The sequence below is a fragment of the Mesorhizobium sp. WSM1343 genome, from assembly GCF_055901535.1.
In genome coordinates, this window is the sequence record NZ_CM148370.1 from 1,090,842 (window position 1) to 1,103,709 (window position 12,868).

The 12,868-nt window shown below is 62.7% G+C and carries 15 protein-coding genes; 6 read left to right on the forward strand and 9 right to left on the reverse strand.

Annotation, left to right across the window (positions count from 1 at the left end; translation table 11 throughout):
* The first annotated feature begins 133 nt into the window (after positions 1–133).
* The 4 genes from AC0NIL_RS05240 to AC0NIL_RS05255 all read left to right on the forward strand — a co-directional run bounded on the left by AC0NIL_RS05240 (position 134) and on the right by AC0NIL_RS05255 (position 5,158).
* Positions 134–409, forward strand: a complete 276-nt coding sequence (locus tag AC0NIL_RS05240) for a hypothetical protein (protein WP_013528891.1) — start codon at positions 134–136, stop codon at positions 407–409.
* Positions 410–668: 259 nt separating this feature from the next.
* A complete protein-coding gene (locus tag AC0NIL_RS05245; RefSeq protein WP_013528892.1) occupies positions 669–3,344 on the forward strand; it encodes a DNA translocase FtsK in 2,676 nt (891 codons plus the stop codon).
* 151 nt (positions 3,345–3,495) lie between these two features.
* Complete coding sequence (locus AC0NIL_RS05250; protein WP_013528893.1) at positions 3,496–4,179, forward strand: outer-membrane lipoprotein carrier protein LolA; 684 nt, start codon at positions 3,496–3,498, stop codon at positions 4,177–4,179.
* 172 nt (positions 4,180–4,351) lie between these two features.
* Complete coding sequence (locus tag AC0NIL_RS05255; RefSeq protein ID WP_013528894.1) at positions 4,352–5,158, forward strand: exodeoxyribonuclease III; 807 nt, start codon at positions 4,352–4,354, stop codon at positions 5,156–5,158.
* A 28-nt stretch (positions 5,159–5,186) separates the two neighbouring features.
* Here the strand turns inward: AC0NIL_RS05255 and AC0NIL_RS05260 are convergent, their stop codons facing one another.
* The 4 genes from AC0NIL_RS05260 to AC0NIL_RS05275 form a co-directional block, all read right to left on the reverse strand.
* On the reverse strand, positions 5,187–5,861 hold the full coding sequence (locus tag AC0NIL_RS05260) for a hypothetical protein (RefSeq protein WP_050596349.1): 675 nt from the start codon (positions 5,859–5,861) through the stop codon (positions 5,187–5,189).
* 266 nt (positions 5,862–6,127) lie between these two features.
* Entirely contained in the window at positions 6,128–7,210 is a 1,083-nt protein-coding gene (locus AC0NIL_RS05265; protein WP_275953439.1) for a glycosyltransferase family 9 protein, read from the reverse strand.
* Positions 7,211–7,424: 214 nt separating this feature from the next.
* Positions 7,425–7,880, reverse strand: coding sequence for a Crp/Fnr family transcriptional regulator (locus tag AC0NIL_RS05270; RefSeq protein ID WP_275953440.1), 456 nt, complete (start codon positions 7,878–7,880; stop codon positions 7,425–7,427).
* 121 nt (positions 7,881–8,001) lie between these two features.
* Positions 8,002–8,685: a response regulator transcription factor gene (locus tag AC0NIL_RS05275; protein WP_013528898.1), complete on the reverse strand. Its 684-nt coding sequence runs from the start codon at positions 8,683–8,685 to the stop codon at positions 8,002–8,004.
* 144 nt (positions 8,686–8,829) lie between these two features.
* Between AC0NIL_RS05275 and AC0NIL_RS05280 the strand changes: the two genes are divergently transcribed.
* Positions 8,830–9,366: a L,D-transpeptidase family protein gene (locus AC0NIL_RS05280; protein WP_181172690.1), complete on the forward strand. Its 537-nt coding sequence runs from the start codon at positions 8,830–8,832 to the stop codon at positions 9,364–9,366.
* Positions 9,367–9,463: 97 nt separating this feature from the next.
* Here AC0NIL_RS05280 and AC0NIL_RS05285 read toward each other — a convergent pair whose 3' ends face one another.
* On the reverse strand, positions 9,464–9,730 hold the full coding sequence (locus AC0NIL_RS05285; RefSeq protein WP_275953441.1) for a hypothetical protein: 267 nt from the start codon (positions 9,728–9,730) through the stop codon (positions 9,464–9,466).
* Positions 9,731–9,860: 130 nt separating this feature from the next.
* Between AC0NIL_RS05285 and gcvA the strand changes: the two genes are divergently transcribed.
* The gene (gcvA, locus tag AC0NIL_RS05290; RefSeq protein ID WP_013528901.1) at positions 9,861–10,796 is read left to right on the forward strand and encodes a transcriptional regulator GcvA; all 936 of its coding nucleotides are present in this window, start codon (positions 9,861–9,863) and stop codon (positions 10,794–10,796) included.
* A gap of 163 nt (positions 10,797–10,959) precedes the next feature.
* Here the strand turns inward: gcvA and AC0NIL_RS05295 are convergent, their stop codons facing one another.
* From AC0NIL_RS05295 to AC0NIL_RS05310, 4 genes are read right to left on the reverse strand one after another with little or no spacing between them, the layout of a single operon-like run.
* Entirely contained in the window at positions 10,960–11,376 is a 417-nt protein-coding gene (locus tag AC0NIL_RS05295; RefSeq protein WP_063173342.1) for a DUF1761 domain-containing protein, read from the reverse strand.
* 51 nt (positions 11,377–11,427) lie between these two features.
* A complete protein-coding gene (locus tag AC0NIL_RS05300) occupies positions 11,428–12,126 on the reverse strand; it encodes a class I SAM-dependent methyltransferase (protein ID WP_275953442.1) in 699 nt (232 codons plus the stop codon).
* Complete coding sequence (locus tag AC0NIL_RS05305) at positions 12,081–12,506, reverse strand: EVE domain-containing protein (protein ID WP_275953443.1); 426 nt, start codon at positions 12,504–12,506, stop codon at positions 12,081–12,083. The genes AC0NIL_RS05300 and AC0NIL_RS05305 overlap by 46 nt, the downstream gene beginning before the upstream one ends.
* Before the next feature lie 38 nt (positions 12,507–12,544).
* Positions 12,545–12,841, reverse strand: a complete 297-nt coding sequence (locus AC0NIL_RS05310; RefSeq protein WP_013528905.1) for a YciI-like protein — start codon at positions 12,839–12,841, stop codon at positions 12,545–12,547.
* Between the last annotated feature and the right edge of the window lie 27 nt (positions 12,842–12,868).

A 12,868-nucleotide genomic window follows, 5' to 3' on the forward strand; every position in this document is an offset into this window, starting at 1 on the left:
CAATGCCCGGCTTCACGCAATCACGTTCGCGTGATCATGTTTTTTGAGGAAACAACGACCGCTCTGGTTCCGAACCGTGGGGACGATCGTCGTTCTGACGCTCGTGCCAAACAACAGGGAAGGAAACCATCTCATGAACCTCAAGAACATCTGTCTCGGAGCGCTTGCTCTTTCCATGATCGGCGGCGTGGCGTTTGCCGGTGCTCTGGACGAGCCCGACAACATGGCGCCGTTCTTCACGGATTCCGGCATGAAAACCATGAAGCCGATGGCGGACTTCAAGACAGCTTTCATGGCCATGCCGATGGAAAAGCAGGAAGCGATGAAGAAGGAATGCCAGGATGCGGCGATGAGCAAGCCGCATGCGGAATTCTGCGCCAATGTGCAGGCGCTCGGCGGCGCCAACTGATTTGCCGCGATCGGGCCGAGGCCCGATCTCTGTTCAGACGACCAATGGCGGGCCGGCAGCCCGCCATTGTTTCGTTCGATGGAGCTCCATCGGTCCGTCGTCCATCATTGCCTCATACGGCTCAACCGGCGGTAATGAGGTTTGAGCGTCTCAACCTCTTATAGTTAATGCGCCCTTAACCTTCCCACCGATAGTCTGAGACCCGAATCTGCCGGAGTGCGCCACGCACCCGGCGAGTCCACGACAGACGGGGAAGAGCATGCGTTCAGGGGCTTCAGCACCGCTCGCGCTGGCCGATACGGGGCACGGCATCCAGGCGTTCGCGCGGCGTCAGGTCGGGCGGCTGGTTGGCGTCGGCCTGTTCGCGCTGGCCGCCTTTGGCGTTGCCAGCCTTGCCACCTGGAATGTCGCCGATCCGAGTTTTTCCCACGCGACGAACAACACCGTCACCAACGCCATGGGCTATGCGGGTGCCGTGTTCTCCGACCTCGCCATGCAGTTCTTCGGCCTCGCCGCCGTCGCCGCCCTGGTTCCGACGGTCATCTGGGGCTTCCTGCTGTTTTCCGCGCGCGGCGTCGACAGGCTGCCCAAGCGCGGGTTGTCCTGGTTCGGCTTCGCGCTGCTGGCCGCTGCGATGGTCGGCTGCGTGGTGCCGCCCAAGACCTGGCCGCTGCCCACCGGCCTCGGCGGCGTGTTCGGCGACATGGTGCTGAAGATCCCCGGTGTCGTCATCGGCGGCTATCCGACCGGGCTGATCGCCAGCATCATCGCCATCCTGCTTTCGGCGCCCGCACTGTGGCTCTTCGCCCATGGCTCGGCGCTGATCGGACGCAAGAACGGCTTTGCCGTGATGGAGGACGAGCCCGCCGTCGATCCGCGCGAGGACGACCTTTTGTTCGACAATGACGAGGACGAAGGCGACGAGGGCATCCTGGCGCTCGGCGCCATCACCCATTGGTGGCTGTCGCTGCGCGCGTGGATGCACCGCCGCGCCGTGCGCCGCAGGCAGGAGCGGGACGAGTACGAGCCGGAGATGGAGCAGCGCTCCACCGCCTGGCGCCGCGCGGCCGAACGGGTCGAATCGGCCGAGTTCGCCGAGCAGCGGATGAGCCAGGATGGCCGCGCCCGCGTCGAGCCGGAATTCTTCGCCGCCATGGTCAATGACCGCAGCGCCTCGCTCGACCCCGACGATGCCGATATCTTCGACGACCGCTTCGACAATGCGGGCGAGGATGCCGATTTCGACGATGAGCCTGTCGTGCAACGCCGAGGCGCGCCGACCGCCAAGGTACAGCCGTTCCGTTCCGATGCCGCCACGCGCGTCGAGGCACCGGCGGCGCGCCCCGTGCCCGGCGCCCGTGTGCAGCGCGAGGCGCAGACATCGCTGATCGGCTCTGAAAAATTCGAAATGCCGTCGCTGCACTTCCTCTCCGAGCCGAAGAACGTGGTGCGCGACGCCAGCCTGTCCAAGGACGCGCTGGAACAGAATGCGCGCCTGCTCGAAGGCGTGCTGGAGGATTTCGGCGTCAAGGGCGAGATCATCGCCGTCCGTCCGGGTCCGGTCGTCACGCTCTATGAGCTCGAACCGGCGCCCGGCATCAAATCGTCGCGCGTCATCGGCCTGTCCGACGACATCGCCCGCTCGATGAGCGCCATCGCCTGCCGCGTCGCGGTGGTGCCCGGCCGCAACGCCATCGGCATCGAACTGCCGAACGCCAAGCGCGAAACCGTCTATCTCAGGGAGATCCTGGCCAGCCGCGATTTCGAGACGACGAAGGCCAAGCTGGCACTGGCGCTGGGCAAGACCATCAATGGCGAGGCGGTCATCGTCGACATCGCCAAGATGCCGCACGTGCTGGTCGCCGGCACCACCGGCTCGGGCAAGTCGGTCGCCATCAACACCATGATCCTGTCGCTGCTCTACCGGCTGACGCCGCAGGATTGCCGGCTGATCATGATCGATCCGAAGATGCTGGAACTCTCGGTCTATGACGGCATCCCGCATCTGCTGACGCCCGTCGTCACCGATCCGAAGAAGGCGGTGGTGGCGCTGAAATGGACCGTGCGCGAGATGGAGGACCGCTACCGCAAGATGTCCAAGGTCGGCGTGCGCAACATCGACGGCTTCAACGCCCGCGTCAGCCAGGCGGACAAGAAGGGTGAGAAGATCTCGCGCACCGTTCAGACCGGCTTCGACCGCCAGACCGGCGAGGCGATCTACGAGACCGAGAACCTCGATCTCGAGCCGATGCCTTATATCGTCGTCATCATCGACGAGATGGCCGACCTGATGATGGTCGCCGGCAAGGACATCGAAGGTGCCGTGCAGCGCCTGGCGCAGATGGCGCGCGCCGCCGGCATCCATGTCATCATGGCAACGCAGCGGCCGTCGGTCGACGTCATCACCGGCACCATCAAGGCCAATTTCCCGACCCGCATCTCCTTCCAGGTGACGTCGAAGATCGACAGCCGCACCATTCTGGGCGAGCAGGGCGCCGAGCAGCTGCTCGGCATGGGCGACATGCTCTACATGGCCGGCGGCGGCCGTATCCAGCGCGTGCACGGCCCGTTCGTCGCCGATGAAGAGGTCGAGAAGATCGTCGCGCATCTGAAGCTGCAGGGCGTGCCGGAGTATCTCGACGCCATCACCGAGGATGATGGCGAGGATGACGACGAGCCGTCAGGCAAGGGTGGAGCGAGCGGCGGTGGCGGCAACAGCAATTTCGAGGATTCCGACGATCCTTACGATCAGGCGGTCTCCGTGGTGCTGCGCGATGGCAAGGCCTCGACCAGCTATATCCAGCGCCGGCTGGGCATCGGCTATAACCGCGCTGCCTCGATCATCGAGAAGATGGAGAAGGAAGGTATCGTCGGCCCGGCCAACCATGCCGGCAAGCGCGAGATCCTGGTGCCGACCGAAGAGGACAAGTTCTGACCAGAAAGCCTGACCCTTGTGACATCCCGGTCCGGCAACCTTGAACCTTTCAAGGCGTTGAAGCGACCAAGGGACGCCCGACCCGCCAAATTTCAGCCCAACTGGGGGTCCAAGCACAGAACAACTCAGGAATCAGACGAGAGTGACCGACATGAAAAACGATCTTTCAGAGCTCAGCACATTTGCTCCCTCCCGGCGTCAGTTGCTGGGCCTCGGCCTGGCGTTTGCAGGGGCGGCAGCCTTCAACGCGGTGCCCGGCTTCCAGCTGCTGGCCTCGGCGCAGGCGGCTGTGCCGGCCGCTGCGCAGAAGATCGCCGACCACTTTTCCTCGGTCAAATCGATGAGCGGCGAATTCGTGCAGTTCGGCCCCAAGGGCGAGCAGACCGGCGGCAAGTTCTTCCTCGAACGGCCAGGCAAGATCCGCTTCAACTACGACGGCTCTTCGAACTTCCGGGTGATTTCAGACGGCCAGTCGGTGGTCATCCTGAACAAGAGGCTCAACACGTCCGATCTCTATCCGCTGTCGAAGACACCCTTGAAGCTGCTGCTCGACAACAGGATCGACCTCTCCGGCGACCGCGTCAAAAGCGTCAAGCAGGAGGACGACCTCACAACCATCCAGCTCGCCGACAAATCGGTGTTCGGCAATTCGAAGATCACCATGATGTTCGATCCGAAAACCTTCGACTTGCGGCAGTGGACGATCACCGACGCGCAGGGCAAGGATACGACGGTGATGATCTTCAACACCAAGGAAGGCGTCAGCTTCGCGCCGGATACTTTCGCCATCGACTACACGGCGAACCGCGAGCTCAACACCAACAAGGCGCGCTAGCTTCAAACGCTCCAATAGCTGTGGAAAGCACCGGGCCGCGCCTCGTCGAGCGTTGCCCGGCTTGTCTTTGCGGCTTGCGGCTGGCAATTTCCCGGACCGACTCCGTCAAAAGGCGTCTTCCCCGCCGGGACCCATCGGTTCTGGCCGGTTGCACGCTGTCCTGGATTGCCAAATGCCCTTCTCCATCGCCACCTGGAACATCAACTCCGTTCGCCTTCGCATGCCGATCGTCGAGCGCCTGCTCGTCGAGCATGCGCCCGACGTGCTGTGCCTGCAGGAAACCAAGGTTCCCGACGAACTGTTCCCCGAGAAGGCTTTCCGCAAGCTCGGCTACGAGCACATCGCCTTCCATGGCCAGAAGGGCTACCACGGCGTAGCAACCGTGGCGCGGCGGCCGATCGAATTGGTCGAAAAGCGACGCTTTTGCGAAATCGAGGACAGCCGGCACCTCTCGGTGACGGTGCGGGCTGGCGGCAAGGCGATCCTGCTGCATAATTTCTATGTCCCGGCGGGCGGCGACGAACCGGATCCCGTCATCAACAGGAAGTTCAAGCACAAGCTCGATTTCGTTGCCGAGATGAATGCCATCCGGGCAGAACATGACGAGGTGTCCGGCTCGGTGCTGGTCGGCGACCTCAACATCGCCCCGCTCGAACATGACGTCTGGTCGCACAAGCAATTGCTCAACGTGGTCAGCCACACGCCGGTCGAGACGGAAAATTTCGAGGCGATGCGTCGCGCCGGCAACTGGGTCGACCTGATGCGGCTCAACGTGCCGGATGAGCAGAAGCTCTACACCTGGTGGAGCTATCGCGCGCAGGATTGGGAGCTGTCCAATCGCGGCCGCCGCCTCGACCACGTCTGGTCGTCGCCGAACCTTGTGCCCAGCTTTTCCGGCTACGAGATCCTGCGTCTGGCGCGCGGCTGGGAGCGCCCGTCGGACCATGTGCCTGTCATCGCGCGGTTCGATCTGGACTAGTCTGGTCGAAAATGCCCGCGTGCGGCAGTCAGTCTGTAGAGTTGGGACCGGCTGGATCCACCCACGGACGGCCCAATCGTGTCACCATCGCCGCGTACCCAACGGCACCTGCCGCCCAGAGGAAGATGCCAAGCTCTTTGACGACGTCCTCGGCGATGGCGGCCGCAGAACCGGGGGTAGGAAACAGCTCTCCGAGCTGGTCGATCGATGCTGACATCGCCAGCAGGAAGCCTGCGGCCACAAAGATGATCGTGCCGTCGAATGTTTTTCGTCGCAGCCGGAAGAACCAGAACAACCCGGCGGCGGCGTAGGCAATCATCGGAACGATCTCTGGTATCCCAACAATGGGCAGCACGTCCTCATGGATCAACAACAGGTCATCGAGGCCCAGGAGGAGGGTAAGGCCGCCGAGAAACGTGCAATCCCATCGGCGCGTGAGCAGGCCAGCAAACAGGGTTGCGGCGCCGGAGCCGATCCATAGCGAAGCACCCAGGGACGAAATCCACCCCGTATAGAAACCGACTCCGGCGGCTGCGGATGGATCTCGATAAAAGATCCACGCGTCCAGACCACGAATTTGCGCGACGAACAGCGCGGCCAAGAGCATCGCAACGTTGATCGCCGCCGCCGCCACCACGACCAAGCGCCAGGCTATTGTCCATTCGCCGCCATGCTTTGTGTTCGGCGCGCTGTTCTCTGGCATTTGCTATTCTCATAGAGGACTGAGAGGAACTCCATTGGAATCAAAGATCAAGAAGTGCTGACCTATGCCTAATCCAGTGCGATGGCTGCCAGCTCTGCCGCGCCGAGAACTCCGCCTGCATTGTGCCGGTGGTCAGCATCGAACGGTTGCAGCGCTTCGCTCCACCGAACCCATTGTACCATGGCGCCGATGTTCAGGGGAGGCCGGCCTGCAAATGCCCGACCTGAATCCAACACGCTTCGAAGCGCGTCCAAATAAATTCGAACTCAAACGGCGCGCTTCACGTCTTCACGCATGTCGTTGCCCCAGGGCTGCTGCGCTGACAGGCCTGCGAGATCCGGCAGATGGGGATGGTCGCGGCGGCGTGTCGCCAGCATCCGTTGCGCCGCTTCGATGATTGTCGGCGCCGGGACATCGGCGACCAGGCCGGTCGGGCTGGCATGGCGGGTCGCGATCACGTCCACGCAGTTCGAAAGCGGCCTCCAACGGGCCATGTTGGCGCCGCCATTGAGGATAACCATCGGCGTCATCACCGTTGCCATGAGATGTGCGGTACCGCCTTCGGCGCCGATGTAAAGATCGGCAAACTCGCCGAGCGCCAGCAAGATGTCACCGATATCGACACCTCCGATCGCGGCGGAATCGACAAGCCGCAGCTTCGGCACGCGCTGAGCCAGCTCAGCCATATCGGGACCGTCGCCGGGGGTTCTCACATAGAGAAGGTTCGCCCCGTCGGCGATCAGGCTGTCGGCGATTGCGGCAACCTGATCCGCCGACATGCGCTTGCTGGCGCTGCCATGCGCCGCGATAATGATCAAGGGAGCATGCTTGCCGTCCGCAAGGCTCCTGGCCGCCGCTCGTGCGGCCGGGCTAGGCTCCAGCCGATGATCGAAAGGCAGCCGCTTGCCGGCAAGGCGTTCGATGAGGCGATGGTAGCGCCAGGCATTGTGCCCGGGTCGTGCTTCAGGCCTGTGACCCAGGCGCCAGGAAAGGGCGAAAGCCGGAAAGTTTGCCTCATAGGCAATGCCGCGGCCGAGCAGTGATGCCGAGGCTTGAAGCAGCCAACGCGCCGAGATGCGGAAATCGACGACGGCAAATCGCTCCTTGCCCTTGCGGTGATCGGCGATCAGGCGCGCCAGCGGCGTCCGCACATTGATCGCATCGACCAAATGGCCGGCATGGCGATTGAGGCTATGTTCAAGGGACGACGACCGGGTGGTTCCGTAGACGATGAAACTATCAGGGAATGCCGTTCTGGCGGCGCGCAATGCCGGAATCCGGATCAGTCCGTCGCCGAACGCGTCATTGCGGGAATACAAGATAATGGTCTCGTACCGCCCTGATGGCATGGCTCGCTCCCCCCAGGAGCCTGGTGGTGATGGCGCCTGCTGCGCCGGCCGCCTTCGAGGTGCTTTAGGATTTCACCTCTTGCCTGTCAACGGAGCCTTGCCGCTGGATCCGGGCGTCCGGATGGCCGCAGTGCGCCACGACCAGCTCATCGCTGTCGTTGAAAACGCTTCTGCCTTCGGCCGCGAGGCCAGCAGCTTCGTGGGTACGCTAGATCTAGCCGGAGAAGCGCGGCGCCAGTTCCTGGATGCGGCGGATCATCGCCTGAAATTCCTCCGAGATGCGCTGGTGCAGCTTGACCGCGATCTCGGGATATTCCTCCAGGATGCGGCGGAACATCTTGCGGCTGAGGCGCATCACTTCCGAATCGATCTCGGCCGAGGCGCTGGTCAACCGGTTGGTGTCGGCGATCAATGCCAGTTCGCTCAGGATCGTGCCGGGGTCTGCCGTGCCAATCGGGATTCGCTCACCATTCTGCTCCCGGTAGAGCACGATGCGCCCGCTGACAACGATATAGGCGGAATCGGCCTCGTCGTCCTCGCGATAAAGCTTGTGGTTGGCAATCAGCCTGGTGTTCTCGGCGCCAAAGGCGAGCAGGCGCAGTTGTTCCTGCGTGAAGCCCTCGAAGAGCCTCACGGCGGACAGAACGCGGATGTCGTCATCCAGCGCCATCTAGCTATGTCCCCGAACCGACAGTCCGTCTCCTCCTCTGCGAGTTCGATCCAAACCACCCTCCAACTGGATCGTACCCGAAAGCGGCCCCGCCCGGCCGCTCATTGGATAATGAAAATGTTTAAGGAACCAGCTTGTAGCCGCCGCTTTCTGTCACAAGAATTTCCGCATTGGAAGGATCGCGCTCGATCTTCTGGCGCAGCCGGTAGACATGGGTTTCCAGCGTGTGCGTGGTGACGCCGGAATTGTAGCCCCACACCTCCTCGAGCAGCACGTCGCGCGTCACCACCTTCTGGTCGGCGCGATAGAGATATTTGATGATCGAGGCCTCCTTCTCCGTCAGCCGCACCTTGCCGCCGCGCGGGTCGAGCAGCAGTTTCTGGCTGGGCTTGAAAGTATAGGGCCCGACCGAGAAGGTGGCATCCTCGCTCTGCTCATGCTGGCGCAACTGCGCCCGAATGCGCGCCAGCAGCACGGCGAAGCGGAACGGCTTCGTCACATAGTCGTTGGCGCCGGCCTCGAGACCAAGAATCGTATCCGAATCGGTGTCGTGACCGGTCAGCATGATGATGGGCGCCTTGTAGCCGCCCTTGCGCAGGATCTTCACCGCTTCGCGGCCATCCATGTCGGGCAGCCCGACATCCATGATGAGCAGATCGATGAGGCCGCCGCGCGCTGCGGCGACACCTTTTGCCGCAGTCGATTCCTGCAGCACGTCGAATTCCTCGTAAAGGGATAATTGCTCGACCAGCGTGCCGCGCAGGTCGTCATCGTCGTCGACGATCAGTATGGTGCGTGAAGTCATGGATCAATCCGTTGTTTTGAAAAGAAAATTCAGTTGACCGCTGCCTGTTTATGCGGAAGCTGACCGGCGTAACAGCCGTTCACAGTGATTTGTTCCGTGGCACGATCATACAAGAAAAAACACGATCGCAATGCAGCCGGCGCAATTTTGCGAAAAGGGCTGCGTGTGCTGACCGTGCGGGCGAGGCCTGGGCATCCAAGCCAGGGCCTGCTGCAGGCCGGGAAAACGGTGTTTGCCTGTGCGCTGGGGCGCGGTGGCATCTCGGCCGACAAGCGCGAAGGCGATGGCGCCACGCCGCTGGCCGCGATGCGGATCCTGTCGGGGTATTTCCGGGGGGATCAGTTCTCCAGCGGCCGCAGGACCCGGCTGGCGATGACGCCGATCGGGCCCGATCTGGGCTGGTGCGAAGTGCCTGACGACCGCAACTACAACAGGCCGGTCAGGATTCCCTATGGCGCCAGCCACGAACGCATGCGGCGCGACGACAGGCTCTACGATGCCTGCCTGGTGCTCGACTGGAACCTGTCGCCGCGCCGGCGCGGGCGCGGCAGCGCCATCTTCTTCCATCTGGCGCGCCCCGGCTTCACGCCGACGCAAGGCTGCGTGGCTGTCACGGCGCAAACCATGGCGCGGCTGCTGCCGCTGCTGTCGGACCGGACGGTGGTGAGGGTGGTAAGATAGTAGGGGAGTAGGGGAGTAGGGGAGTAGGGGAGTAGGGACAAGCTCGGGCGCGGCCTTAGTTTTTCCTATTCCCCTATTCCCCTATTCCCCTATTCCCCTATTCCCCTACTCCCCTACGGCCAGGTCTCTGCCAGCCGATGTCGAGCAGGCCCAGCCGGCCAAGCTCCTTGTCCATTGCGCGAGCGACATCACGGCGCGCGCCGCCGATATCGCGCAGTTGGCGGTCGGAGAGATCCTCGACGTTCTGGTAGGCAGTATCGCGGCGGGGGAGGCGTATCGCGACCCGGGCGTGACGCAACCAGTCGAGGGTTTCGGCCAGCCAGTTCGGACGATGTGCGGACGAATTCAAAACGATGATGGACATGGTGTGCTCCGTTCTCCCCGAATATCAAATCCGGCTTGATGATGTTTCGATGGACAGATCATGCCAGATTGAAATCTCTGTAGGAAACGAGTAGTTTTCTCTCGATCATCAAGTTTTCTTTGAGGATAGGATGGCTCGTCTTCTGCCTGGGACTCGCGCCTTGAGGACGCTGGAGGCGGCGGCCCGGCACCTCAATTTCACCCGTGCCGCCGACGAGCTTGGGCTGACACCGGCCGCCGTCAGCCATCAGATCAAGGAAATCGAGGATCAGCTCGGGCTGGTGCTGTTCACGCGCACCAGCCGCACCATCCGGCTCACCGAGGCGGGAACGGTGCTGTTCGACGCCTCGGCGGACGCGCTCGACCTGCTTGGCCGGGCTGTTTCGCGGGCGCAAAAGCTGACGCGCGGCACCGCTCTCTTGAAGGTAACGCTCGACGCGCAGTTCGCGTCAAAATGGCTGATGCGACGCGTCGACGATTTTCGCAAGCGTCACCCCGATATCGAATTGCGATTCGACATCGCCTATGAAGTGCGGGATTTCGAACTTGACGACATCGATGTCGGCATCCGTTTTGGCGCCGGCAAATATCCGGGCCTTCGCACCCACCGGCTGTTCGACAACATCCTCATTCCGGTGTGCAGCCCGAGCCTCTTGACGTCCGGTCCGCCGCTGCGCGAGCCGCGCGACCTGTTCAATCACACGCTTGCGCATATCGAATGGTCGCGGCAAGGCGTGACGTGGCCGAACTGGCGGATGTGGATGGCGGCGGCCGGCATCAATGATTTCGACGACAGCCGGACAGTCGTGTTCGGAAATTCCACGGATGCCGTCCAGGCAGCGCTCGACGGCAATGCCGTTGCGCTCGCCGATTTCGCCATGGTGGCGAACGACCTTTCCCAGGGCAGGCTGGTGCAGCCTTTCGAACTCGGCCTGCGGGTGGCGCCCGAGTTCGCCTATTTCCTGGTCTATCCCGAAAATACCGCCGACGATCCACGCATCGTCGCCTTTCGCGAATGGATGCTAGAGGAAGTCGCCAAGACGCGGACCACGGATAAAGGGCAGTAGGGCAGTAGGGCAGTAGGGCAGTAGGGCAGTAGGGCAGTAGGGCAGTAGGGCAGTAGGGCAGTAGGGCAGTAGGGCAGTAGGGCAGTAGGGCAGTAGGGATAGGCGTCGGTGCCGTCTGCTCCCCTATTCCCCTACTGCCTTACTGCCCTACTCCCTTCTTGACTCAGCTTGCCACCGCGCCGAACCAGCCGATGACGGCGCCGATGATCAGCAGCACGCCGAGCCAGTGGCCGCCGTCGATGAGGGTCAGGTCCCAGCCGAAATTCTCGTAGCGATGGTTGACCGAGAGCGTCGTGGCGACGAAACCCAGCCAGAGCACGAAGCCGAAGACAAGTCCGGCGAGCCATGTCGGCTCGCCGCCGGTCATCGCGCCGACGACCAGCGCCATTATCGTGGCCATGACCAGTTCGGCGATGAAGCTGACGACGAAGGGCAGCGGCGACTTCTTCATCGTGGCCGGATCGAGCTTGGCGGCCTTCAGCCACGGCTTGCTCAGGCTCATGTACCAGGCGGCGCCGAACAGCCACGCCACGATCGCGGCAGCGACCACCGCCAGCCAGTTCACTGCTGAAAAATCCATGAGCTCCCCCCTCTGATTTGGATATGATGGAACGCCTGTTCGGCGATCGCGTCAAGCGAACCGCCAGACGGTCGTGCGCTTGACCAGCGCATCCTCCAGCGCCCGCGTGACGGCCACTTCATAGACCGCAAGCGGCTCCAGCCCTGTCTTCGGCAGATACGACCGGCCGGGATCGCCGACAAGGATTTCGGCGCCGCGCGCCTTCAGCGTTGCGAACCATGGCACCAGCCGGTCAGCGAAAGATTTGTCATAGAAAACATCACCGGCCAGGACCACGTTCCAACCTGCATCGGTGCCGATGCAATCCGTGCCGAGGAATTCGGTCCCGATACCGTTGATCTCGCTGTTGAGCCGGATCGCGGTGGCGCAGAACGGGTCGATGTCGGAGGCGATCACCTTGGCGGCACCGGCCTTGGCAGCGGCGATGGCGACAAGGCCGGAGCCGGAAGCGAAGTCGAGCACGTGCTTGCCACGCACCGTGCCGGAATTGTCCAGGACATAGCGGGCAAGGCCCTGGCCGCCGGCCCAGGCGAAAGCCCAGAAGGGCGGCGGCAGGCCGATTTCGACCAGCTCTTCCTCGGTCCGCTGCCACAGGTCATGCGCTTCGTCGGCAAGATGAAGCAGGATCTCCGGCACGTGCGGCGGCGCCATCAGCGCCGTGTTGTCGAGAATGAACTGTTTGGCGCTGTTGGGCGTGAGCGCCGTCACGGAGCCGGCGTCAAGCCGCCCATGCGGCAGACTTCCTTCCATTCGGCCGGCGTCACCGGCTGCACGGAAAGCCGTCCGAGCCGCACCAGCGCCATGTCGGCAAGCCTGGGATTGGCCTTCACCTGTTCCAGCGTCGGCGGGTTCGGTACCTCCCTTACGGCGCGGATGTCGACGCATTCCCAGCGCGGATCGTCCGACGTGGTGTCGGGATGGGCAAGCGCGCAGACTTCAGCGATGCCGACGATGTTCAGCCCCTCGTTGGAATGGTAGAAGAAGCCGAGATCGCCGATCTGCATCGCCTTCATGTTGTTGCGCGCCGCGTAGTTGCGCACGCCGTCCCATTGCGTGCCGGCCTTGCCCTTGGCCTTCAGCATCTCGAAGGAGAACTTGAATGGCTCGGATTTGAACAGCCAGTAGTTCATGTCTTTCTCCTCCTTGGAGTCGCGCTGGCGACCGGGATTTAACTAGCCGCCGGCTTGTTGAACGTCCAGTTCCACGGGCGGATTTCGACGCTTTCGAACAGCCCGGCCTTGGCGTAGGGGTCGGCGGCCGACAGAGCCTGGGCGCCAGCCAGGTCGGGCGCTTCGACGACCACGAGGCTGCCATTGGACTTGCCTTCAGTGTCAAGGAACGGACCGGCGAATGCCAGCTTCTTGTCGCCGTTCAACCCCTCGAGAAAGGCAACATGCTCGGGCCGCGTGTCGAGGCGCACCTGCAGGCTTCCGGGCTTATCCTTGCAAATCACAGCAAACAGCATTTTTTCTCCTGATCGTTCAAAGTCGTG